This window comes from Rhodococcus sp. IEGM 1302 (assembly GCF_030056935.1).
GTDB lineage: Bacteria > Actinomycetota > Actinomycetes > Mycobacteriales > Mycobacteriaceae > Rhodococcus_F > Rhodococcus_F qingshengii.
The window spans coordinates 146,352-168,969 of the sequence record NZ_JASHKY010000008.1; the positions used below are offsets into that span (position 1 = coordinate 146,352).

The window sequence follows — 22,618 nt, forward strand, 5'->3', positions numbered from 1 at the left end:
GCGCACAGCAGAGCAGGTGGTTCAGGATCTCCTGCGTACGAAACCCGATTTTGGGCGCTTGTTGACAGGACTTTTTTCACTTCTGACCGGTCGGGTTCTTCACCTAACGTGGATCGAGTAGCCAGGGTTTGCGTGCGAATCCGGCACCGGTGGCCTCGTTGACGCCCGAAAGGGATGTTGGCGGGGCCGTTGCCGCAGTCCACCCGAACACCCAATGTCCGATTCGGGACTCGCGTCGGCTGATGAATCCTTTTTGCCGTCATTGGGCAATAGTGTGAGGGCGAAGAGATTCTGTGGTCGATTGTGGAGGGACGAACATGAGTGCAACCAAACCCGTCGTCGTAGCGGTAGACGGTTCGGAATCGGCGTCGTCGGCTGTCGTCTGGGCGGCGAGGACCGCGGTGGCGCTCGGTCGACCGCTCCACATCGCGACGGTGGTGCACATCCCAGCCTTCTACTACTCCGAGCCTTACCTCGCCGAGAGCTTCAAGGACGAACTGCGGCGCACTGCCACCGCTCGTCTGGACAGCGCACAGATTCTCGCGCGGCAAAGCATCGACGACGACCTCGAGATCGTCACCGAACTACTCGACGGCAGCGTCTCCGATCGCCTGATCGAATTGTCCAAGGGCGCGTACATCATTGCGCTCGGCCCTCGCGGGCACGGCGAATTCACCGGATTGGTCGTCGGTTCTGCGACGGTCTCGGTTGTCTCGCACGGCGAATCTCCGGTTGCAGTTGTCCGAGGACGGACGCTCGACGGTCGGCCGCCGACCGAGGGCCCCGTCGTCGTCGGTGTCGATGGATCCGAAAGCAGCATCGAGGCAGTCGAGCACGCTTTCGAGCAGGCCTCCGCGCGGGGCGCCACCTTGATTGCCGTCAACGTGTGGAGCGACGTGAGTGTGCAGCCCTCGTTGGGCGCCACCCCCGACGACCCCCTGTGGAGCAGCATCCAGACGGGTGAGGAAGTTGTCCTCGCCGAGCAATTGGCCGGATTCACCGAGCGTTACCCGGACGTCGTCGTCGAAAGAGTCGTCGCGCGTGACCGTCCGGTTCGAGTCCTGAGCGAATACGCGGAGACGGCGCAGTTGATAGTCGTCGGCAGTCGCGGGCGCGGCGGATTCGCAGGAATGCTCCTCGGATCGACCAGTCGAGCGCTCCTGCACACCGCGGATTGCCCGGTTCTCATCGTCCGGCACGTCAACAAGTGAAGAGAATGCATTCCATGAGTTCTGAGTCCACCGTCTCCGGTACCGTTCGACGTGAGATGTCTTTTGGAGGGGTTCGATGACAACGCGGATATTCCTGGTGGACGATCACGAGATCGTCAGACGCGGATTGTTCGACCTACTCGGTGGGGTCGAGGACTTCGTGGTGGTGGGCGAGGCGGCGTCCGTGGGGGAAGCGCTGGCCGCGGTACCGCAGAGCAACGCCGACGTCGCTGTTCTGGACGTACGCCTGCCTGACGGCAACGGCGTCGAACTGTGCCGAGAACTCCGCTCGATGCTTCCCGACCTCCGCTGCCTGATGCTCACGTCGTACGCCGACGACGAGGCGTTGCTCGACGCGATCATGGCGGGCGCCTCGGGATTCGTCCTCAAGCAGATTCTCGGAACCGATCTGGTCGCTGCAGTCCGCACAGTCGGGCGCGGCGGTTCACTGCTCGACAGTCGTGCAACCGAGGCGCTGATGCAGCGGATCCGCAGCGACCGTACAGCTGATCCGTTGGCCGAACTTTCCGATCAGGAGCGAGCAGTCTTCGACCTCATCGGAGAGGGGCTCACCAACCGGGAGATCGGCGCGCGATTGTTCCTCGCGGAGAAGACGGTCAAGAACTACGTGACGCGTCTGCTCTCGAAGCTGGGCATGCAGCGTCGTACTCAGGCTGCGGTGCTGGCGACCGAAATCCGTAGCGGCAGTCGCTAGGATCTAACGACCGGATTTCGGTCGATTCGAGTTGGTGCGACCGAGCGGTACTCGCCAGAGCAGGCGTGCACCGCTCGGATCGTGATTGACGATCGTGCACGTACCGCCGCAATGTTCGGCGCGGCGCTCCAGATTGTGCAGTCCACTCTTGTGGAAGTCGGAGGGGAGTCCGACGCCGTCGTCCTCGATCGTGATCGCAAATTCGACGTCCGCGGTGACAGCGATGGTGATGTGGCGTGCGTGTGCATGCCGAAGGACGTTGCTCAACCCCTCACGCAGCACGGCTTCGGCGTGCTGGTGGATCCCGGGATTCACCAGAGTGTCGATGGCGCCGGAGAATTGGACGCTCGGGGTCACAGCGGACTGTGCGGTGGCGTCGCCGATGACATCGAGGAGGCGTCGGCGCAGGCTCGACGAATCGGTGGCTGTGGGAGTCTGCAGATCGAAGATGGTTGTCCGAATCTCGCGGACTGTCTTGTCGAGCTGTTCGAGAGATCGTTTGACAATCGCGCGCGCCGACTCCGGGAGGGTCTCGTCCGGAAGCGTGCTCTGCAGGCTCATTCCGCTCGCGAACAGTCGCTGGATGACGTTGTCGTGCAGGTCTCGTGCGATGCGGTCGCGGTCGGCGAGAACGGACAACAGGCGTTGCGCCTTTTGTTTCTCGTCGAACTCGATTGCAACGGAGCCGAGTTCGGCCATCGACTCGATCCGGGTCAGTTCGTCGTGATCCCAGTGTGTGTTGGTGGAATTCGACGCCACGATGACCGCGCCGACTACACCCGAGGCGACGCACATCGGTGCCACGACCGCACTCCCAGCCGACGGCACCAGTTCGGTGAGTGCGCCTAAAGTGGTGAGTACCTGTAGCTTTCGAGTGCTCCGCACCACGTCGAACGGATAAGTGGTCGCCGGGATTCTGACTCCACGTGACGTGGTCCGGGCGCTGGCCGCGGCGTGAACCTGTGCGTAGCCGTTCTCGCAGATCACCACGATCACGTCGTCGACGCCGGTCAGGTCCCGAACGCGACTGGCAAGAAGTTGCAGGCCGTCCTCGAGCGAGTCACCGGCCAGCAACCGCGAGCGGATGGCAGATGTTGCGGTGAGCCATCTTTCACGAGTTCGTGACTGCTCGAACAGTCGGGCGTTTTCCACAGCGATACCGGCTGCGATGGCGAGGGCTTCGAGAATGACCTCGTCTTCTTGGGTGAACTCGGCCTGTCCCCGTTTCTCGGTCAGGTAGATGCTTCCGAACACCTTTCCCCGCATCATGATCGGCGCTCCGAGGAAGCTCTCCATCGGTGGATGATTTGCGGGGAATCCCACCGATTCGGGATGGTCGCCGAGATGGGCCACACGCAAAGTCTGCGGGTGATTCATCAGAACACCCAGCACGCCATGACCTTCGGGGAAATGTCCCATGGTCGCGCGTTGGGACCCGGAGATTCCCTCGTACACGAATTCCGAGAGCCCGCCCCCCGGCGCCGCGACCCCCAGGGCGCCGTAGCGGCAATCCAGAACCGTTGTCGCAGAGGTGATGATCCGTTGAAGCGTCAGGTCGAGGTCCAGGCCGGAGCCGACCACCAGGACCGCCTCGAGCAGGCGGTGGAGTGTCGGTATGTCGGCATTGGAATCGCCCAGGCGGTCGAGCAACTCGCCGAACGTACGTGCCGGACTGTGACCCGAAGCTTCGACCATGGTCGAAGCATATCGCCTCACCGAACGTCAGCTCTCCTGGCGGCGACCTTCCCACCACGACGACCAGTGATGCTTGATCTCGTCGAACTCGTCATCGCTCAGGTCGTAGGTGGTCAGCAGGATGGACATGCCTCCGTCGGGCCGCTGCGCCGTCACCGACTGGGTGGCGACAGACAGCAGGCCAGGGCCGAGATCCTCGACTGTCAACCCGAATTGGTGGTCGGTGACGTAGTCGACGACGCCTTCGAAATAGTCGCCGGGAGCGATTGTCACCGCGTACCGACTTCCCGCTTCCAATTCGATTTCGGTGAGCCCGAGGACGCTTGCCACGTTCTCACCGGGGAGCAGAAGGCCGTCGAGATAAATGGTTTTACGCTCGGCCAGTCCGTGGTGCTCCACTGCGAATCTGAGCAGCTGGAGGAATGTCGTCCAGCCCTCGGTGATGTCGTCGTACCAGTCGTCGTCGGCAGATTTGGCCGGCCGATCGATGCGGACGACCGTCTTGCCGTCCTGTTCGCGAAGTGAGAAACGGTCACCGTTTCCGAGTTTCAGCGTCAACGCTTCGGGGTCGGCCTCAGCGGTGGAGTAGATCTGGTTGATTTCGTCGTCGAGTCCGTCGTACTCCCAGCCGAACCAACGTCGAATCAGCGACGGGTCGCGCAGCGCGGGCCAGAGTACGGACGGGGCTGCGACGACGGACACTTCGATCACGGTTTCGCTCACGCGGAAGACGCTACCGATTTCAGCCCTTCATGGCGACGGTCAGTAGAAATGCAACGTCTTCGAGCGCTTCGACGCTGTGCCGGTCGGCCGGGACGGTCAGGAAATCACCCGTGGATCCTTTCCACTGGTCGCTCCCACACACAAGATTCAGCTTCCCGCTCAGGACCAACAATGTGGCTTCGCCCGGACTGTCGTGTTCGGCGAGGCTCTTGCCGGCGCTCAGCGCGATCACCGTTTGTCGCAGGCTGCGCTGGTGGCCACCGTAGACGGTTTGTGAACTGCGACCGCTGGTCGCCGAGCCCGCCAGTTTCAACTGTTGGCGAGCGAGAGCGGTCAGTGACTTCTTGTCCATCGAAGACCTCTCGGAAGCGGTGAATGTCCTTCTTGGAGTATGACCGACTCACTCGCGAGGTGCCTCGTTATCGGCGGAAGTCGGTCAGCGCGTGTACTCCAACCAGCGGAAGCGCAGGCCGCTCTTCTCCGAGGTCTGCCAGGGCTCGTCGGATTTCAGGTTCCATTCGGGGCCGATCTCGGGAGCAAAAGCATCACCGGCGATGTCGAGGTCGATCTCGGTCACCAGTAGATGCGTTGCGAATGGCAGTGCAGCCGAATAAATTTGCCCGCCGCCGACGACGAAGACGTCACCGTCCGGCAACGCCAGGGCGTCGTCCAGCCTGTGGACTACCTCGGCGCCTTCGGCGTGCCATTGCGGATCGCGTGTGACGACGATGTTCCGACGCCCGCTGAACGGACGGAACTTCGATGGAATGGAGTCCCAGGTGCGCCGCCCCATGATTACCGGATGGCCCATGGTGACGCGCTTGAAGTAAGCCATGTCCTCGGGCACGCGCCACGGGATCGAGTTGTCGGCGCCGATGACGCCGCCGAGGGCCTGCGCCCAGATGAGGGTGACTGTGCGATCGGTCATCGTCAGACCGCTACCGGGGCTTTGATCGCGGGGTGGTGCTGGTAGTCGACGATCTCCACGTCCTCGAAGGTGTAGTCGAAGATGGAGTCGCGCTTGTTCAGCTTCAGGGTCGGCAACGGCAGCGGTTCGCGGCCGAGCTGCTCGGTCACCTGGTCGACGTGATTATCGTAGATGTGGCAGTCGCCGCCGGTCCAGACGAACTCGCCGACGTCGAGTCCGGCCTGCTGGGCCATCATGTGGGTGAGCAGCGCGTAGCTGGCGATGTTGAACGGAACGCCGAGGAACATGTCGGCGCTGCGCTGGTACAGCTGGCAGGAGAGCTTGCCGTCGGCGACGTAGAACTGGAAGAAAGCGTGGCACGGCGCCAGGGCCATCTGCGGAATGTCGGCGACGTTCCACGCCGAAACGATGATCCGCCGCGAATCGGGGTTGGAGCGCAGAGTCTCGACGGTCTGCGTGATCTGGTCGATGTGCTCGCCCGAAGGGGTGGGCCAGCTACGCCACTGGACGCCGTAGACGGGGCCGAGTTCGCCGTTCTCGTCGGCCCACTCGTCCCAGATGGAGACGCCGTGCTCGTGCAGCCACGCCACGTTGGAGTCGCCGCGCAGGAACCACAGGAGTTCGTTGACTATCGACTTGAGGTGGACCTTCTTGGTGGTGACGAGCGGAAAGCCGTCGGCAAGATCGAAACGCATCTGGTGACCGAAGATGCTGCGGGTGCCGGTTCCGGTTCGATCGGATTTGGCGGTACCCGTCTCCATGACGAGCCGGAGGAGGTCTTCGTAAGCAGTGGAGACAGTCACGGGAATCAGTCTAGGGCCTGCCCTGCTGTGCGCCTTTATTAACCTCCGGCGGTTAATAAAGGCGCACGGCAATATAGCCTCGGCACATGCGCGAACTCTTGGTGATCGGTATCGGTGCTGGTGATCCCGACCAGGTGACGGTTCAGGCGATCAAGGCCATGAACAGGGCCGATACCTTCTTCATCATCGGAAAGGGTGACGAGAAGCAGGCCCTGGTCGACTTGCGCACCGGCATTCTCGACGAGCACGTTCACCTCGACTACAAGGTGGTCGAGATCACGGACCCGCCGCGGGACCGAACCCCGACCGACTACGAGGGCGTCGTCGAGGACTGGCACGAGCGTCGGGCCGCGAAATTCGAAGCGGAATTCGCGGCCGAACCTGGCGTCGGCGCGATTCTCGTCTGGGGTGACCCTTCCCTCTACGACAGCACTCTGCGGATCGTCGAGCGCGTGCTCGCTCGCGGGAGAGTTTCGTTCGACTACTCCGTCATCCCGGGAATCACCAGCGTGCAGTCGCTGGCTGCACAACACCGAATCGTCCTCAACCGAATCGGCGAACCCATCCACATCACGACCGGCCGCAAACTGGCCGAGGGATTGCCCGACGGCGTGGACAATGCCATCGTGATGCTCGACGCGCATTGCACCTTCACTCAGGTAAGCGAAAACGACGCCGAGATCTGGTGGGGCGCGTACCTCGGGACCCCGGACGAGGAGTTGATTTCCGGCAAACTGCGTGACGTCGAAGATCGGATCGTCGCTCGCCGGGCGGAGTTGCGTGAGAAGCACGGTTGGATCATGGATACGTACCTCGTTCGGCGCTGACAACCGACCCTGAATTTGCCGCCTCGATCCTGCACTCTTGATCCCGAACGACGGTCTGCGCACCTATGATCTGCGCATGACATCGTTCGGGCAGGACCGACTGCAGTCGATTCTGCCCGCGCCGCGTGGCCGTGAAAAATCAGCTGTGAAGTCGGCTTTCGACCTTCTGGTTCAGTGGTATCGGCGTCCTGATCAATTCGACAGTTTCAATCGATACCTCGCCACGAAGGGCCTGGAGCTAGCTGTCCGATTGCTGGTCATCGGCTCGCTGACGACGGTCATCATTGCGATGACTCTGCTGCGCTTCAGCGACGCGGGCGTGCACAACCACGTCACCAGCGTCGTCAACGCCGTTATCATCGCCGTCACGATTGCGGTGATCGTGCTCTTCTGCCTTCTGCCCGAAATCACGCGTCGGTGGTCGTACTTCTTTGTCGCCTACTGCGAGGTCGGCGTATTCGTCGGTGTGTTCTTGAACAACGACCCTTTCATCGGGTTGATCCAGTGTGTGCTCTTCGTACTGATCGGTGGTTACATCGCGTACTTTCACAACGCGAGACTCCAGGCGGTTCACATCGCGCTGTCCATCGTGGTTCTGGCAGTGGTCGGCCGAAAGGTTGCGGTCTACGCGGATCCTGCGTTGGCCACCGCACTGTGTCTGATCATCGCCACCGGGATCGTGGTCATCCCGTTCGCCTGCCAGTTCGTCCTCTCACTTCTCGGCTCCGACGCGGACAGTTCGGACGTGGATCCGTTGACAGGGCTTCTGAATCGGCGCGGGCTGCAGCGAGCTGTTGTCGAAATGGGGGCGACGGGGCATGCGTCGAGCAAGTCGTCGTATGTCGTCGCGATTGTCGATGTCGATTCGTTCAAGAGCGTCAACGACTCACAGGGGCACGAAGAAGGCGATCTCGTACTTCGCCAGATTGCTGATCGACTGCGGTGGTGCGGCGGCGAGAAGGCGCTCTTCGCCAGATTCGGTGGGGACGAGTTCGTGTTGGTAGACACGATAGACGTCGGCGCAGCGCCTGCGTTCGAAGACAATCTGCGAAGGCACTTGCGAATCGACGATCGTGATCCGGTAGTGACCACCAGCGTCGGAGTCGCGATCACCTCTGCCGAATGGTCGTCGATTATTTCCGACGAGGAGTTGACGGAACTGTTTCGAGTAGCCGATGCCTCGATGTACCGCGCGAAGGCCGCCGGCGGCGATCAGGTTGTGATGTGGGACGGCAAACAGTGAAAATTGTCTGATTGCGGGGAGTTGACTGGATTACCCTGACCCTATGGAATCTGCCGAGAGTGTTGAGCGTTCGGACGCCGTGGCGTCTCGACGACCGCTCTCGGGTCCCGCGTTCCGGCTGATCTCTTCTCAACTTGTCGATTGGTATCGGCGTCCGGACCAATTCGACACCTTCAATCGCTATCTCGCGGACAAAGGGTTGACCGTCGCCTCGCGGTTTCTCGTCGTCTGCTCGTTGGTGCTGGTCACCGTGATCATGTTCCTCACTCGCTTCAGTCCACAGGGACCGACCACTTCGCACGCGCGCACCGCGAACGCAGTCATCATGGTCATAACCGTGATGATGGCCGTCGCCCTCTCGACGAGGCGCAATCTCTCCCGTTCCTGGTCTTACGCCTTTGTGCTCTACTCGGAAGTGGGAATAGCGGCCGCAATGCTGCTGTACTCCAATCCACTTGCAGCACTGGCACACGCCGTGATGTTCTCGGTGATCGGCGGATACATCGCGTTCTTCCACAATGCTCGAATACAGAGCCTTCACATGTTGTGGGTACTCGTCGTGGTCATCGGCATCGTGACACGTACGGCGGTGGTCGAAAACGATGTGGATGCTCCGGTTCTGGTCGCGTTGGTAGTACTGGTCGGCGCGGCAATCTACGTGATTCCCTTTGCCTGTCAGTTCATTTTCTCCATCCTCGGCACCGACGCGTTGAACTCGCAATTGGACCCACTGACCGGACTGCTCAACAGGAGGGGACTGGCCGACGAAGTGCGACTGTTGCTGGAGCGGTCGTACACGCACTCGGCGCTCTTGGTAGTCGCCGCCGTCGACATCAATCGATTCAAGGCCATCAACGACGAGTACGGACATACCGTCGGTGACGCCGTGATCGAAAAAGTCGGATCGAGACTGGTCGAATGCGCCGGCCCGGCGGCCTTGATCGCACGGATAGGCGGCGACGAGTTCGTCATCGTCGATTCGGTCGATCAACGCTCGTTCCATCGACTCGAACATGAGCTACTCCGTTCGACGATCACCTCGCCCGATCATCCCGAGGTGGCGATGAGCGTCGGAATCGCGAAGATCGCAGGGCCTTTCGAATCAGCGGATGATGCGCTGGTCACCTACCCGACTCTGCTGCGGCGAGCGGATCGGGCGATGTACTCCGCGAAGGCACGCGGTGGGCATTCGGTGGTGCTGCAGACGGAAACGGACTGAGCGCGCTGTGAGTGTCCGTGGTCGGCGTTAGTCTGTTGCCATGCCTGAACTACCCGAGGTGGAAGCGCTGGCAGGGTTCCTTCGTCAGCACGCGGTCGGCGCAGTGGTGGGACGCGTCGACATCGCTGCATTGAGTGTGCTCAAGACCTTCGATCCGCCGATCACTGCTCTGCAGGGGCGTGACGTCACGGGCGCCGCCCGCTTCGGGAAGCATCTGGCTCTGGATTGCGACGGGTTGTGGTTGGTCACGCATCTCTCCCGTGCCGGCTGGATGCGCTGGCTGGACAATCCATCGGCGACGCCGCCGAAGCCGGGGAAGGGGCCGTTGGCGCTGCGCGTTCATTTCTTCACACCCGAAGGGTTGACGCCGGCATTCGATCTCACCGAAGCCGGCACCAGGAAACGCCTCGCCGTCTGGGTCGTGAACGATCCGCAGGAGGTTCCGGGCATCGCCCGGTTGGGGCCGGACGCGATGGCCGTGACCGAAGCCGAGTTCGCACAGATTCTGGGCGGAACGTCGGCGCGGATCAAGAACTCGATAGTCGAGCAGTCGTTGATCGCCGGTATCGGGAACGCCTACTCGGACGAGATCCTCCACACCGCGAAACTCTCGCCTTTCGCGACCTCGTCGCGGCTGACGCGGGATCAGATTTCGACGTTGTATGCCGTGATGCGATCTACGCTGGCCGACGCGATCGAGCGTTCGGAAGGTCAGGACGCGGCCCGGCTCAAAGGTGAGAAACGCTCGGGGATGCGAGTGCATGCTCGTACCGGACTTCCGTGCCCGGTGTGCGGTGACGTCGTACGCGAAGTGTCGTTCGCGGAGCGCTCTTTTCAATACTGCGCGACGTGCCAGACCGGCGGTAAACCGTTGGCGGACAGGCGAATGTCGAAACTGCTCAAGTAGCGAACTGCGCTGCGAGTAGTTCGACGAACTCGCGGGCGAGCGCCGACGAATGGGTGGGTTCGGTGATTGCGTGGACGATCCGATGCGGCGCATCGGTGATCGGAATACAGACCAATTCGGGGTGCAGGGCGCTCATGGACTGGGGGAGCAAACCTACGCCCAGGCCGTTGGCGGTCAGTGAACAGATCAGGTCTACCGAGTTGGCTTCAAGTGTTTTTCCCCGAGGGACCTGTGATTCGGCGAAGGCTTGGTCGGTTTGGACACGGGCCTCGCTGCCGGAGGCGAAGTCCACGAGAGTGTGATCGCGTAGGTCTTCGAGCCTGATCGACGAAGCCTGGGCGAAGGGATGGTCAGGAGCAACGAACGCTGCGGTGGGTTCACTCCACAGCGGTGCGGCGGCAAAGCTCTTGGGTAGGCGACCTGCGGCCAATCCGACAATGCCGACGTCGATTGCACCGGACCGGACTCCCTCGATAACTACTTCACTGCCGTACGGTCGCGCGGTGATGTTGATTGCAGGGTGGCGCCGTGTCAGATCTGCCAGCGCGCGTCCGACGTCGACGCGCCCCGCCGAGGTGATGGTGCCGACCGTCAACCGCACTTGCTCGTTGCTCCGTGCCGAGACATCACTGACGAGTCTCGACACGGCGCCGAGTACCTCGCGGGAGCGGGCGACAAAAACCTCGCCTGCAGCAGTCAGGCCGACGTTTCGGCTGTTCCGGTTGAACAATTCGACTCCCAGTTCCTTTTCGAGGTCTCTGATCTGGGCACTCAAGGCGGACTGGGAAACGTGCAACCGCGACGCTGCTCGGCTGAAGTGTCTGTCTTCCGCGACTGCCAGGGCGTAGCGGATGTGACGTAGTTCCATTGCACCAATCTATCGTTTCTGGAGATAGATCATGCATATCTATCTATTGGACGCGCGTCGGTGTAGGCGGTCATGCTTGACGACATGATTTCAAGCGACGCGCGTCCGAGGCTCGGACTACCGATAGTGCTGCTGATGGCTGCGGCGACGGGCCTGTGCGCGGGCGGTAACTATTTCAACCAGCCACTCCTCGATTCCATCGCAGATCACCTGAATGTGTCGGCCTCCGCAGCGGCCGCGACGGTGACCATCGCGCAGGTCGCGTATGCACTCGGATTGATACTCCTGGTTCCGGTGGGCGACATGGTGGACCGACGCAAGCTGACGGTAGGGCTCATGCTGCTGGCGGCGACCGGTCAAGCGGTCAGCGGATTTGCGCCCAACTTTGCCACGCTGGCAGTGGGAATCGCTGTCGCTGGAGTCTTTTCGGTCGCCGCCCAGGTGCTCATTCCGTTTGCCGCCTCACTGGCCGAACCTGAGAGGTCCGGTCAGGTGGTCGGCACGATCATGAGCGGACTGCTGATCGGAATCCTGCTGGCGCGCAGCGTTGCCGGCGTCCTCTCCGGACTGGGAGGTTGGTCGACGGTATACAAGGTTGCGGCGGTGCTGATGGTGGTGATGGCCGTGGCATTGTGGCGATCTCTGCCTTCCGATTCCGCAGATCGCCCGAAGGCAAGCTACCGCGCAACGCTCGCTTCGGTAGGGAAGTTGGCTGCGACCTTGCCGCGCCTGAGAACCCGATCGGCCATGGGCGGACTGGCTTTTGCTGCTGTCAGCACCGTCTTCACGACGATGGCCTTTCTTCTGTCCGGCGAATTCGGCTACAGCGACACTCAAATCGGCTTGGTCGGACTACTCGGTGTGGCGGGAGCTTTGATGGCGACGGTGGCGGGCAGACTGGCCGATCGGGGATTGGGTCAGCTGGCGACCGGCGGCGCCATCGCGATTCTCTTGGTGTCGTGGCTTCCCTTTGTCGCCGGTGCCACCCACGTGGTGTGGTTTCTCGTTGCCATCGTCCTTGCCGACCTCGCGCTGCAGGGAGTGCACGTCAGCAACCAGAACGTGATCTACGCCCTTGTCCCCGAAGCGCGTTCGCGTGTGAATTCCGTGTACATGACCACCTACTTCGTCGGTGCTGCCGTGGGCTCGGCGGTGGGGTCAGTGGTGTGGAAGTCGTACGGCTGGAACGGAGTATGCATCGCCGGGTTGGTCTTCTCCGTTGCAACGGCGATGGTGTGGGTGCATGATCGCCGACTGGAGACGGCTGAACTGCGAATCCCGGAATCCCCTGTTGCAGTGGGGTAGGCACCCACACCTTCTCGGCTCCAGCACCTTTCAGATTTCGGCACCGTCCACCAGGATCTTGCCGACGCGTTCGGGATAGAACGACACGTGGTCGTCGATCCCGGACGCTTCGGCGGTAGTGAACGGATAGAACCACGCCAGATCCTCGATCGGAGCGAGTTCGGTTGTGCCGGTGAACGACAGATACGACGCAGTGCCCTTGTAGGGGCAGGCCGTGGTGGTCGGGGACGGCGCAAAGTACTCGCTGTGAACGTCGATTCTCGGAATGTAGTACCGCGTGGGCAGTCCGGTTTCGAAGAGCAGTCTGGGTCGTCTCGTCTCGGCGACCAGTACGTCGCCGACAAAAACCCGGACGTGGCGGGACGAGGGGAGTGCGTCGATACGTACGTATGGATCGCGGGCGTGGACAAAGACCTGTTGATCCTCCTCGTACCAGGCGTCCATGCGATCCCAATAGAATGCGACGTACTCACTCAGATCCAGGGAACCGTCGAACTGTTCAGGGTAGGTCCAGACGGCGTCCTCGGCCCGGCGATCCCCGATCTCGATCGTCCAGTAGGTGGCGTCACCTTTCCATGGGCAATGGGTGGTCGTCGACGTCGGGACGAGGAATTCGGTACGAACGTCCGCGAGGGGGATGTAGTACATCGGCAGGCGGCCGCGTTCGAAAAGGTATACCGAACGAGTGGTGTCTGCGACGGCGTGACCAGCGAAGAAGGCTCGAATTCGGCGGGGGTTCGGCTCCAGTGCGATCCGCCCGTTGGAAGCTGTGATCTGTGTGTCTTCTGCGTGAGTCAGTGCTGTGGACATTCGCGAATGCTCCTGAGATCGGCAGGGTGGTCCTTCCCATCCTGCGCCCGGCAGCAGTTATTTGACAGGTTGGAGTCGAAATACGCGGATCTGGCGCCCGAATGCTCGATCGGCGTAGGTTTCGTACGGCGGCCACGTGGTGGTCGCGAGCTCCCACAGCTTCTTACGCGTGGCGCCCTCCGCCAGACTCGCACCGACCGGTATTTCGACGCCCTTCACTGTCACGATTGCGGTGGGGTTTGCCATCAAATTGAGTGTCCATGCTGGATGCGTATCCTGCCCCCAGTTCGAACCGACGACGACAAACGCATCGCCGTCGGGTGCGTACAGGAGTGGCGTGGTTCGAGAACGGCCGGTCTTACGGCCCGTCGTGGTGAGCAGTAGCTGAGTCACGGTGTTCTCTCCGACCAGCGAGAGCTTGCCTCCCGACACTCTCTGCACTGCTCGATCGAGCGGAACCAGATCCTTGCCGAGATCCGAGAACCATTGTGTATGGCCGACATTGCGCATCAATGACCGGTAGATATTGCGCATCGGACCCCTCGCATTCTCGGCACTGTTTCGAGGCTGGTGCACCTCGACTCGAAAGAGTCTGCCACGTCTGGTCACAGATACCTGAGTCCCAAGGTCCCGAAAGGAATGAAGCGGTCAGCCGAATTCGGTTTTGGTGGAGTAGAATTGGGGCATACCGCCGAAACCGTTCGTTTGTGCGCGTTGGACGGTCGTTGGAAGATCAACCCTCCGAGGTCAAGACATCAGGCTCTAGCCACTCGACGCCGAGCAGTTCGGACAGCGACCGCAGACCGGATCGATCACCACCTTTCAGACCTGTGACCGAATTGAGATTGCGCAACATGACCGTGGCGACGTCCTCTTCCTTGGTGCCCACGCCGAAGGGTATGACCCACGGGCACGTCTGGTAGTCGCGATGCGACCGACCGAACGTCTGTTCTGCCGCGATCCCTGAGTATCGCGGTTGATGAAAGATTCCCGTCCGTGGCAACGGGGACGCGTGAGTGCCGTCCGGGAGTGCTTCGTTGGCATGGAGCGAGATCGAGGTCGTGACATTGAAGACGATGACCGGTGCGTCCCCGCGTTGAAACCGCAGACGTTGACCCTCCTTGTCCGGCACCGCGCCGAACAGTTTTGCCACCGAGATCCCGGCGTCTTCGATCATCTCGACCAGTGGATCACCTGCCGTGGAGACGAATTCGACGGCCACCAACACCTGCTTGCCTGCCTTGACCTGCGCCTGCGCCCACTGGGCCGTCGACTCGGCGCGGATCATGCCCGCTTTCTGTCGGTAGCGCAGAACCAGCGCACGGCCGCGCGCGATGTTGCGACTCTTGCGGGCCAATCCCATTTCGTAGGCGTACTCGGCCCACTCCGTCTCGTACTCGGCGCGCTGGGCATGGGTGAGGTCGATCGGCATACCGTCGAGCGGAACAGGTCCCCACGGAGTCGGTCGATGAATCATCAAGGGCGGTTTGCTGTTCGACATCCACCCACGCACGGTCTCGAGCGCGCGAGATTGCAGCGTAGGTGATTCCTTCGCCTCTGCGCTCCACGTCCACTTCCCGTAGGACTTGTCCAGCGGAAGGCCGGACTCGACCAGCCTGGCGCCCAGGTCGGACCAGTACTCCGAAGGTTCTGAATGCAGCTGCGCGAAAAGCGGTGCCAGGTAACGCTGGTCGGCCGGCGTGTGTCCCGGTGTTGCCGTCACGGACAGGACGAACGGCGCTTGCTCGTGAGCATTCGAAAAGCGCGCGACCTTCTCGAATGCCGCCGTGCGCTGTGTGTCGTTGCTGTACAGCTGGGCCTCGTCGGCAATCACCACACCGAACGTGTACTTGGGGCGGCCGTTTCGCGCGATCAGCTTCTTCAATTGGTCAGGCGACATGATCAACCAGCGGAATCCACCGTCGCCCACCGAGGCGATGGAATAGCGCCAATGCGGAATGGTGATCTGTGCGGGTCGATCGACGAGGACGAGGATGTTGGTTTCGCCGCGCTCCTCGGCAATCGTCTTGGCAGACATCACTGCGATCAGCGTCTTACCCAGGCCTGCATTGTCTGCCAACAGAAATCCGCGTTTGCCGGCGCGAGCGGCATCGACGACGGCTGCAGCCCCCGAAACCTGCTCGGGCCGAGGAATTTTGGGTGCAGCAACGGGACGTTCACCGGTGCTGTCATTGATGTCGTCCTCTACCCACTGCTGATAAGAGAAGGGGAGTGCCTTGAATGGAGCGAGTTCTACGGGCAACTCCGTACCGACCCACGCGTAGCTCTTCCATTTCTTGACGAACTGCGCACCAGGCGCCGGCGTCCGAAAGGGAACGTCGAGGAGCCAGACTCTCTCACCAGGGCCGGCAGTCGGCACATCCGGCATCGTCGCGCGTGAGCTCTTCTTTGCGACAGTCTTCTTCGGGGCGGTCTTTCTGGTCGTGTTCCTCTTGGGTGCAGCCTTCTTCGGTGCAGCCTTCTTTGCGGCAGCCTTGCGTGCCGTGGTTGCTTTGCGTGGTGGCATCAGGCGGTTTCTGCTGTGAGGAATTCACGCAGCGTGAGCGCAGGCCGGCCGACAAGGTCCTCCACGGTGCCCGTGATCAGCGCCAATTCACCCTGCGCGATTGCGGTGTACGTCGACACCCATGCGTCGAGTTCCCAAGCGGGTGCGATGTACGACGCCCGCGATTCGTAAGCTTCCTCGAGCGTTTCCTCGACGTACGTGGTTCGCTTGCCGGTGACTTCGGTGATGATGCTCGCGGCCTCGGAGAGCGTCAGTGCCTCCCGTCCGGTCAGGCTGTACATCTGTCCGACATGAGAATCCAGATCCTGCAGAACCGACACAGCGACGGCAGCAATGTCGGAGCGCGCTACCGCGCCGACGAGACCGTCCCCTGCGGGTCCGCGGATCACACCGTCTTCACCGGCGAGAGCGGGTAGGAAATCGAGGTAGAAGCTGTCGCGCAGGAAGGTGAATGCGAGCCCGGAAGCGCGGATATGTTCTTCGGTGACCCAGTGATCGCGAGCGAGCGTGAACGTCGCGTCCGGAGCAGCGCCGAGGAAAGACGTGTACACGATGTGCCTGACCCCGGCCTCCGCTGCGGCGTCGATGAAGGTGCGGTGCTGATCCAGACGATCTGCGCTTTCGGCCGCCGAGACCATGAAGAGGGTGTCGATTCCGGCCAGAGCCGCGAGAGCGCGCTTCTGATCCCCGTACGTGGTCTCGGCCGAATCGGCACCGGGGAGCTGCGATAATCGGTTGACCGACCGTGCGATCAGCCGCTGCGGGACACCGGCGTCGCCCAACGACCGGGCCACCAGTCCGCCGATATGACCGGTCGCGCCGGTGACGGCGATCCTCGCAGACCGTGAATCTACGGACATGGTGCCCCTCCTTCGGTCGGTGTGCATCCCATCTTGCCGGAACCCACTCCCACGTCAGGTCACGACGCGACGATTACACCGCGAGCCACCGACAGAGCGTCGGACAAAGCTGTCCTGGTGTTGTCGTCGAGGGACAGCAGGGGCCGGCGGGGAAGGCCGGCGTCGATGCCGAGAGATTCCAACCCGGCTTTGACCGTCGACGGCAGTCCGCGACTGACGAGGACCTTCAGTAGCGGCTCGATCTGTTCGAACACAGCGGCGGCACCCGACCGATCACCGGATTCGAGTAGACGCCAGAAGTGCACCACCTGTTCGGGGGCCAGACACGGGGCTGCCGTGCACCATCCGCTTGCACCGGCAGAGAAAGATTGCAGTGCAAGAGGATTGCTGCCGTTGAAGAAGGGGATCGTGCCACCGCTCAGTTCGTTGATGCGGTTCATCCGGGTGATGTCGCCGGTGGATTCCTTGATCATCGTGACGCCGTCGACGGTGGAGACGAGATCGACGAGAAATTCCGGCGACATGTCGATCCCGGTGGTGGCCGGATTGTTGTAGATCATCGTGGGAATGTCGACGGAATCGGCCACCGCGGTGACGTGTTCACGAATCTCCTGCTCACCCAGATGCCAGTACGACGTGGGGAGGATCATCATTGCGTCGGCTCCGGCGTCTGCCGCGATCGATGCTCGGCGGAGTGCTCCCGCCGTCGTCAGATCCGACACTCCGACGACGGTGGGGACTCGGCGGTCGACGTAGTCGACAGTCTCCCGAGCGACCGTCTCCCACTCTGCATCGTCGAGATAGGCGCTCTCGCCGGTACTGCCGAGTGGGGCTATCGCGTCGACACCACTGCTGATCATGCTGTCGAGGAGCGTGTGTAGCGGCTTGGGGTCGAATGCTCCGGTGTCCCGGTCGAACGGGGTGATGGGATAGGCGACGATTCCCTTGATGGTGCTGCTCATGAGGCTCTCAGTTCTGTTGGTGGGAAACAAAAGTCAGTTGGTCAGTGTGTCGGGATGATTGCGGAGAGCGCGACGGGCGTAGTAAGCGAAGTTCGCCTCGCTGCGCCGAGGAGTCAGTGTCCAATCGTGTGCCTCCTTCGCCAGGCGAGGCGGTAGCGGCTTGATGTCTCCGGCAGCCATCGCCAGCAACTGCAGTCTGGCCGCTCGCTCGATCAGATGCCCGAGAGAGCATGCCTCTTCGACCGTGTTGCCGACGACGAGTTGGCCGTGGTGGGCGAGCAGAATTGCCCGCTTGTCGCCGAGTGCAGCCGAAATGATCTCGCCCTCCTCGTTTCCCACGGGAACCCCGGGCCAGTCGGCGAGAAATGCGCAGTCGTCGTAGAGCGGCGCGATGTCCATTTGGGAGACGACGAGGGGAATCTCGAGCATCGACAGCGCCGTCGCATGTAGTGGGTGTGTGTGGACGATGCAGTTGACGTCGGGTCGTGCGCGGTAGATCCAACTGTGGAACCTGTTGGCGGGGTTCGGCATGCCCTCCCCGTCGAGGACTTCGAGATCCTCGTTGACGAGCAGGAGGTTGTCCTCGGTGATCTCGTCGAACCCGAGGCCGAGTCGCTGTGTGACAAACGTTCCTGGCTGCCCACCGCGGGCGGAGATCTGTCCGGCAAGGCCGGAGTCGTGGCCGGCGTCCGACAGTGCCCGGCAGGTCAGTGCGATCTTCTGTCGAAGAGTCCAACTACCTGTCGTTACTTCGGTGAGCATCTTCGTCTCGGCGGTGGCCATGAGTTCCTGCTTGCTCGCACGCATCGTGTCGGTCATGGGGTGTGCCTTTCTCGGGACCCGGAAATCAATGACATTCAGTCACCTATAAGACACAAAGTGTCATATAGGACGGAAATGCGCAACCCTCGATTCCTGCATCGCTGATCGCCGCAGGTCAATGTATTGGTAGAGTGATGACACAAAGCCGCGTGAGGGGAACCGAATGGCAGCGTTTTTGCGAACACATCGGCGTCGCGCCGGTCTGACGCTCGAGGGCCTGGCCGAGCAGACCGGTCTGACGAAGAGCTATCTCTCCAAGGTCGAGCGGGGTATCAGTACCCCGTCGATCGCGGTGGCACTCAAGATTGCGCGTGTGCTCGACGCCGATGTGGGGCAACTGTTCTCGGACAGTATGGAGGGAAATGCCATGACGATCGTGCGCGCGAAGGACCGCGTGATCGACCCGGCCAACTCCGTGCAGTCTTCCGTCTACGATCCGATCGCGCCCTCACTGGTCGGAAAGGCCATGCAGCCGTTCGTGGTTCATCCGGCCTCGGTGATGGGTCCCAAGTTCATGGACCACACGGGAGAGGAGTTCGTGTTCGTGCACTCCGGATCCGTAGAATTCGAAATCCCCGGGCAGACGATGCACCTCGACGCCGGCGACAGCTTGTACTTCGACGCGAATACGCCGCACCGGATGCGGTCGGTGTCGGCGGATCGTGCGGTGGTGCTGGTTGTCGTCTACGACAAGCCTTCGGCTGGATCACCCAGCGGTGACTCGCTGGAAACGCACTGCGGGGTGGGCAGATGACGCTGGGGATCGACACGACACTGACGCTTCTCGCGGCCGGTCTGAACTTCCTTCTCTCCCTGTGCCTGGGAATCTGGAAATACCGACAGATGGCCACTTCGGACAATCACCTCGCCCATCCGTATGTCGACATCGCACACCGCGCTGCCCTGATGTACTCGTTTGCGACGCTGCTGATCGCGGTGTTCGTCGAACTCAGTGCGTGGCCGACGTGGATCAACCTGACCAGTGCCGCAGTGGTCGTGTTCTTCTTTCTCGCAGCGATATTCAGCTACATCGCTCACGGTGCGATGAAGGACACCGACAATCAGTTCGAGTCCGCCGGTCCGCCCCTGCACCTCGGGATGTTTCTGCTGATCCTCGGTGAGGTGGGCGGATTTGCCGTCCTACTCGCAGGTTTCGTGAAAGGTCAGTTCTTCTGATCGGGCTTCAGCGCCTGTGCTCGTAGCCGATCCAAGCCCGTCGACGCTCACCCATCGGGTCGTTCTCCACTCGGGACGTCTCGTCGAAGATCATTGTTGGCCGCTCCGGTACGGAGTAGGCGGGCCAATCCCGGTCCGGCACTCCGTGGCGGGCGAAATGGATCCAGTGGCGCTGCATGGTGGAGGTCACCGCAGTCAGTCCGCGGCGCCCACCGACCGCGGTCAAGGCCGCGGTGAGTGCATCCGAACGCCCGAAGACCGCAAGCAATTCGGTGGCGTGGGTAGCGCCCATGCCGACGAGTCTGAGCAGGCGAGGCGCAAAATCGTAGCGGTAACTGTAGGTAGGAGCTACCTGGCAATGACCCTGTGCGCAGAGTATCGCGGGCTCCCAGAACGTGATGTCGCCGCCGAGATCTGCGGCAGCAAACCGGTGCGGATACGTGGGATACGCCGCGAGCGCACGTGCTTTCACTTCAGGGGTGGTGTGGGAGAACATCTTCTCGATCCGAACCGGGTCGGTAGGCAAGATGTCGAGAACGCGCGGGAAGATTCTTCCCTCGTGGAGATTCGAACCGACGAGCAGCGGAACGGGGTGGGCGCGTCCGGCGGCGAACACGTCGAGCGGGTGTTCGGGAAGGACGTCGTCACCCACCACGGGGGCAAATGCCCGCGTTCCGGGTTCTTCGTCCGCGCCGCGGCGCGCAAGTTCTTCGCCGGCAGCGACCAGGTCCTTCACCGAAGCGGAGCGCAGCCACGATCCCGGATCGGTATCCGGAGCCTGTGCGATCTCGAGGAACTCGCGTGCCCAACGGTGCGCTCGCTCTTTTCCGTATGCCGAAGCAGCCGGCGGACTTTGAGCGATGGCCCGGGCGAACAGCCCTCGTGCCGCCGGCGTTGCCATCAGAGTGGTGACCGCGTTGGCGCCGGACGATTCACCGAAGACGGTGACGGCGTTCGGGTCGCCGCCGAAAGCGGCGATGTTGCGTTGGACCCACGTCATCGCGGCGATCTGATCGCGCAATCCGAGGTTCGTCTCGAATGATCTTTCCGCAGTGGAATATTCACTGAAATCGAGGTAGCCCAACGCGCCGAGACGATATTGGATCGAGACGTAGACGATGTCGCCACGTTCGACCAGGCTCGTTCCGCGGTACATGGGCGTCGACGGATTCCCGCCGTTGTACGCGCCGCCGTGAATGAAAACCATGACCGGTCGCAACGAATCCGACGGTACCTGCGGGGCCACGACATTGACGAAGAGTGAGTTCTCGTCGAAATTGCTCTTGCGCTGCGGAGACGGAGAGCCGAATGCTTCCGCCGGGCGGACACCATTCCAAGCCTCGACCGGCTGCGGTGCGCGAAATCTCCGAGGACCGGTCGGGGCCGCCGCGTAGGGGATTGCTCGCCAGGTGCGCAGTCCTCGATCGAGGCGCCCGCGTACGACCCCGGAATCGAGAGTGATCTCGAGGGGGCTCGTCACGGTAGGGAGATGTCGGTGCCGTGGCTACGGTAACCGCTGTATCCCGCCCAGGCCAAGCGTTGTTCACGTCTGGGATCGTTCTCGACGCGGACGATCTCGTCGAAGATCATGGTCCGACGCTCCTGCCCCTCGTAGCGCGGCCACGATCCGCGCGGCGAGCCGTGCTCGGCGAAGTGAAGCCAGTGTCCCTGAACAGATTCGGTGACTGCGCGTAGTCCGCGTCGACCGCCGGGAAGGGTGAGGCCGCGCCCGACAAGGGTGTCACCGATGCCGAAGACTGCAAACATCTCGAATCCGTGTGTGGCGTCGAGGCCGAGCCAGCGCATCATCGTCGGCGCGAAGTCGAATCGGTAGGCGTACGTCGGCGCCGATTGTGCGTGCGCTTGCATCAACTCCACGGACGGGTGCCAGAACGTGACGTCTCCGCCGACGTCGATCGCGGACTGCTCGTCCGGGTAGCCGGGATAGGTCGCGAGGATGCGCTTCCCGGCCTCGGGATCGGTGAGGGCAAACATGGTGTCGATGCGCGACGGGTTGGTCGGAAGTGCGTCGAGCACCTTCGGGAACAGCGTCCCCTCCCGTCTGTTGGTGCCGATGATCATCGGCACCTGGTGTGCCGATCCTTCTTTGAATGCGTCCAAGGGGGAGCGGGGGAGGAAGTCGCCGTCGACGACCGGTCCGAAGGGATGTAGTCCAGGTGTGTTCGCGAGTACCTCGGCGCCCAGTCTGCTTCCGGCTCTGCCCAATTCGACGGCTGTCGCCGAGGTCAGGGCCTTCGCGGGTGGTAGGCCGGAATTGAGGATCTCGACGAAACGCGCGCCCCAGGCATGCGATCGCTGCGTGCTCGAGACCAGATCCGGAGCCGAACTCTCGGCGATAGCGCCGGCGAAGAGTCCCTTGGCGGCCGGAGTCGCCATCAGGGTAGTGACGGCGGTGGCTCCGGCGGATTCACCGAAAATCGTGACTTTTTCAGGATCCCCACCGAAGGCGGCGATGTTGCGTTGCACCCACTGCAGGGCCGCGACCTGATCGCGCAGTCCGAGGTTGGAGTCGAATACGCGCTCGGATGTTGAGAACGGGGTGAAATCGAGGTAGCCCAGAGCGCCGAGCCGGTAGTTGATCGAGACGTAGACGACGTCGCCGCGTTCGACGAGGGACACGCCCGAGTACAAGCCGGTGGCCGAGGTCCCGATGGTGTTTGCCCCACCGTGGATGAAAACCATGACGGGACGCGGAGTATTGCCGGTGTTCGCGGGGGCGAGCACGTTGAGCGTCAGGCAGTCCTCGCTGCTCGGCTGGTACTTCCCGGGCGCGAGCAACAGCCCCTTCTTGTGTTGGACAGACGCGTCGCCGAACCTGATCGCGTCGCGTTCTCCGGTCCACGGCGTGACCGGCTGTGGTCGCGTCAGACGCAGTGTTCCGACCGGCGGCCGGGCGTAGGGAATTCCGCGCCAGGCACGAAGTTTTCCCACCCGGCGGCCGCGCAGGGTGCCGTCGGCCGTGGTCACAAGTATGTCGGACGCCATGTCGCGACTAT

Annotated in this window: 23 protein-coding genes; 9 read left to right on the forward strand and 14 right to left on the reverse strand. The window is 62.2% G+C overall.

Annotated features, from left to right (window positions below):
• The first annotated feature begins 317 nt into the window (after positions 1 to 317).
• Positions 318 to 1,211 (forward strand): universal stress protein, encoded by an 894-nt coding sequence (locus tag QM609_RS15005; RefSeq protein ID WP_003946389.1) that lies wholly within the window; start codon positions 318 to 320, stop codon positions 1,209 to 1,211.
• 76 nt (positions 1,212 to 1,287) lie between these two features.
• Positions 1,288 to 1,926: a response regulator gene (locus QM609_RS15010; RefSeq protein ID WP_003946380.1), complete on the forward strand. Its 639-nt coding sequence runs from the start codon at positions 1,288 to 1,290 to the stop codon at positions 1,924 to 1,926.
• Between the two features lie 3 nt (positions 1,927 to 1,929).
• Here QM609_RS15010 and QM609_RS15015 read toward each other — a convergent pair whose 3' ends face one another.
• From QM609_RS15015 to QM609_RS15035, 5 genes are all read right to left on the reverse strand, one after another.
• Positions 1,930 to 3,621, reverse strand: coding sequence for a sensor histidine kinase (locus QM609_RS15015; RefSeq protein ID WP_042921348.1), 1,692 nt, complete (start codon positions 3,619 to 3,621; stop codon positions 1,930 to 1,932).
• Between the two features lie 27 nt (positions 3,622 to 3,648).
• Positions 3,649 to 4,344 carry a hypothetical protein gene (locus tag QM609_RS15020; RefSeq protein WP_030534897.1) on the reverse strand — a complete coding sequence of 232 codons (696 nt, stop codon included), beginning with the start codon at positions 4,342 to 4,344 and terminating at the stop codon, positions 3,649 to 3,651.
• A 19-nt stretch (positions 4,345 to 4,363) separates the two neighbouring features.
• Positions 4,364 to 4,696, reverse strand: a complete 333-nt coding sequence (locus tag QM609_RS15025; protein WP_003946336.1) for a cupin domain-containing protein — start codon at positions 4,694 to 4,696, stop codon at positions 4,364 to 4,366.
• A gap of 84 nt (positions 4,697 to 4,780) precedes the next feature.
• Positions 4,781 to 5,272 carry a dihydrofolate reductase gene (locus tag QM609_RS15030; RefSeq protein ID WP_050655569.1) on the reverse strand — a complete coding sequence of 164 codons (492 nt, stop codon included), beginning with the start codon at positions 5,270 to 5,272 and terminating at the stop codon, positions 4,781 to 4,783.
• 2 nt (positions 5,273 to 5,274) lie between these two features.
• Entirely contained in the window at positions 5,275 to 6,075 is an 801-nt protein-coding gene (locus QM609_RS15035) for a thymidylate synthase (protein ID WP_003946427.1), read from the reverse strand.
• 86 nt (positions 6,076 to 6,161) lie between these two features.
• On the opposite strand from QM609_RS15035, the gene cobF reads away from it, so the two are divergent.
• From cobF to QM609_RS15055, 4 genes are all read left to right on the forward strand, one after another.
• The gene (cobF, locus tag QM609_RS15040; protein WP_050655570.1) at positions 6,162 to 6,902 is read left to right on the forward strand and encodes a precorrin-6A synthase (deacetylating); all 741 of its coding nucleotides are present in this window, start codon (positions 6,162 to 6,164) and stop codon (positions 6,900 to 6,902) included.
• A gap of 76 nt (positions 6,903 to 6,978) precedes the next feature.
• On the forward strand, positions 6,979 to 8,145 hold the full coding sequence (locus tag QM609_RS15045; RefSeq protein WP_223304416.1) for a GGDEF domain-containing protein: 1,167 nt from the start codon (positions 6,979 to 6,981) through the stop codon (positions 8,143 to 8,145).
• A 43-nt stretch (positions 8,146 to 8,188) separates the two neighbouring features.
• Positions 8,189 to 9,364 carry a GGDEF domain-containing protein gene (locus tag QM609_RS15050; RefSeq protein WP_007727655.1) on the forward strand — a complete coding sequence of 392 codons (1,176 nt, stop codon included), beginning with the start codon at positions 8,189 to 8,191 and terminating at the stop codon, positions 9,362 to 9,364.
• A 40-nt stretch (positions 9,365 to 9,404) separates the two neighbouring features.
• A complete protein-coding gene (locus QM609_RS15055; RefSeq protein WP_283337301.1) occupies positions 9,405 to 10,271 on the forward strand; it encodes an Fpg/Nei family DNA glycosylase in 867 nt (288 codons plus the stop codon).
• Here QM609_RS15055 and QM609_RS15060 read toward each other — a convergent pair.
• On the reverse strand, positions 10,264 to 11,139 hold the full coding sequence (locus QM609_RS15060) for a LysR family transcriptional regulator (RefSeq protein WP_007727651.1): 876 nt from the start codon (positions 11,137 to 11,139) through the stop codon (positions 10,264 to 10,266). The two genes, QM609_RS15055 and QM609_RS15060, sit on opposite strands and share 8 nt — an antisense overlap.
• 72 nt (positions 11,140 to 11,211) lie before the next feature.
• On the opposite strand from QM609_RS15060, the gene QM609_RS15065 reads away from it, so the two are divergent.
• The gene (locus QM609_RS15065) at positions 11,212 to 12,444 is read left to right on the forward strand and encodes an MFS transporter (protein ID WP_042921334.1); all 1,233 of its coding nucleotides are present in this window, start codon (positions 11,212 to 11,214) and stop codon (positions 12,442 to 12,444) included.
• Between the two features lie 30 nt (positions 12,445 to 12,474).
• Here QM609_RS15065 and QM609_RS15070 read toward each other — a convergent pair whose 3' ends face one another.
• The 6 genes from QM609_RS15070 to QM609_RS15095 all read right to left on the reverse strand — a co-directional run bounded on the left by QM609_RS15070 (position 12,475) and on the right by QM609_RS15095 (position 18,422).
• Entirely contained in the window at positions 12,475 to 13,254 is a 780-nt protein-coding gene (locus tag QM609_RS15070) for a DUF427 domain-containing protein (protein ID WP_050655572.1), read from the reverse strand.
• A 57-nt stretch (positions 13,255 to 13,311) separates the two neighbouring features.
• Complete coding sequence (locus tag QM609_RS15075; protein ID WP_003946395.1) at positions 13,312 to 13,788, reverse strand: nitroreductase/quinone reductase family protein; 477 nt, start codon at positions 13,786 to 13,788, stop codon at positions 13,312 to 13,314.
• Positions 13,789 to 13,987: 199 nt separating this feature from the next.
• Complete coding sequence (locus QM609_RS15080) at positions 13,988 to 15,781, reverse strand: DEAD/DEAH box helicase family protein (protein WP_050655573.1); 1,794 nt, start codon at positions 15,779 to 15,781, stop codon at positions 13,988 to 13,990.
• Positions 15,781 to 16,641, reverse strand: coding sequence for an SDR family oxidoreductase (locus QM609_RS15085; RefSeq protein WP_283337302.1), 861 nt, complete (start codon positions 16,639 to 16,641; stop codon positions 15,781 to 15,783). Before QM609_RS15085 ends, QM609_RS15080 begins: the two co-directional genes overlap by 1 nt.
• A 59-nt stretch (positions 16,642 to 16,700) precedes the next feature.
• The gene (locus QM609_RS15090; protein WP_007727643.1) at positions 16,701 to 17,603 is read right to left on the reverse strand and encodes a dihydrodipicolinate synthase family protein; all 903 of its coding nucleotides are present in this window, start codon (positions 17,601 to 17,603) and stop codon (positions 16,701 to 16,703) included.
• Positions 17,604 to 17,636: 33 nt separating this feature from the next.
• Complete coding sequence (locus QM609_RS15095) at positions 17,637 to 18,422, reverse strand: aldolase (protein WP_007727641.1); 786 nt, start codon at positions 18,420 to 18,422, stop codon at positions 17,637 to 17,639.
• Between the two features lie 166 nt (positions 18,423 to 18,588).
• Between QM609_RS15095 and QM609_RS15100 the strand changes: the two genes are divergently transcribed.
• Both QM609_RS15100 and QM609_RS15105 read left to right on the forward strand, forming a co-directional pair.
• Positions 18,589 to 19,179 carry a helix-turn-helix domain-containing protein gene (locus QM609_RS15100; RefSeq protein ID WP_003946400.1) on the forward strand — a complete coding sequence of 197 codons (591 nt, stop codon included), beginning with the start codon at positions 18,589 to 18,591 and terminating at the stop codon, positions 19,177 to 19,179.
• Positions 19,176 to 19,601, forward strand: a complete 426-nt coding sequence (locus QM609_RS15105) for a hypothetical protein (RefSeq protein WP_047272576.1) — start codon at positions 19,176 to 19,178, stop codon at positions 19,599 to 19,601. The genes QM609_RS15100 and QM609_RS15105 overlap by 4 nt, the downstream gene beginning before the upstream one ends.
• Before the next feature lie 7 nt (positions 19,602 to 19,608).
• On the opposite strand, the gene QM609_RS15110 is transcribed toward QM609_RS15105, so the two are convergent.
• Together QM609_RS15110 and QM609_RS15115 are read right to left on the reverse strand one after the other, a co-directional pair.
• The gene (locus tag QM609_RS15110; protein ID WP_047272575.1) at positions 19,609 to 21,081 is read right to left on the reverse strand and encodes a carboxylesterase/lipase family protein; all 1,473 of its coding nucleotides are present in this window, start codon (positions 21,079 to 21,081) and stop codon (positions 19,609 to 19,611) included.
• On the reverse strand, positions 21,078 to 22,607 hold the full coding sequence (locus tag QM609_RS15115) for a carboxylesterase/lipase family protein (RefSeq protein WP_050655575.1): 1,530 nt from the start codon (positions 22,605 to 22,607) through the stop codon (positions 21,078 to 21,080). The genes QM609_RS15110 and QM609_RS15115 overlap by 4 nt, the downstream gene beginning before the upstream one ends.
• Positions 22,608 to 22,618 lie beyond the last annotated feature (11 nt).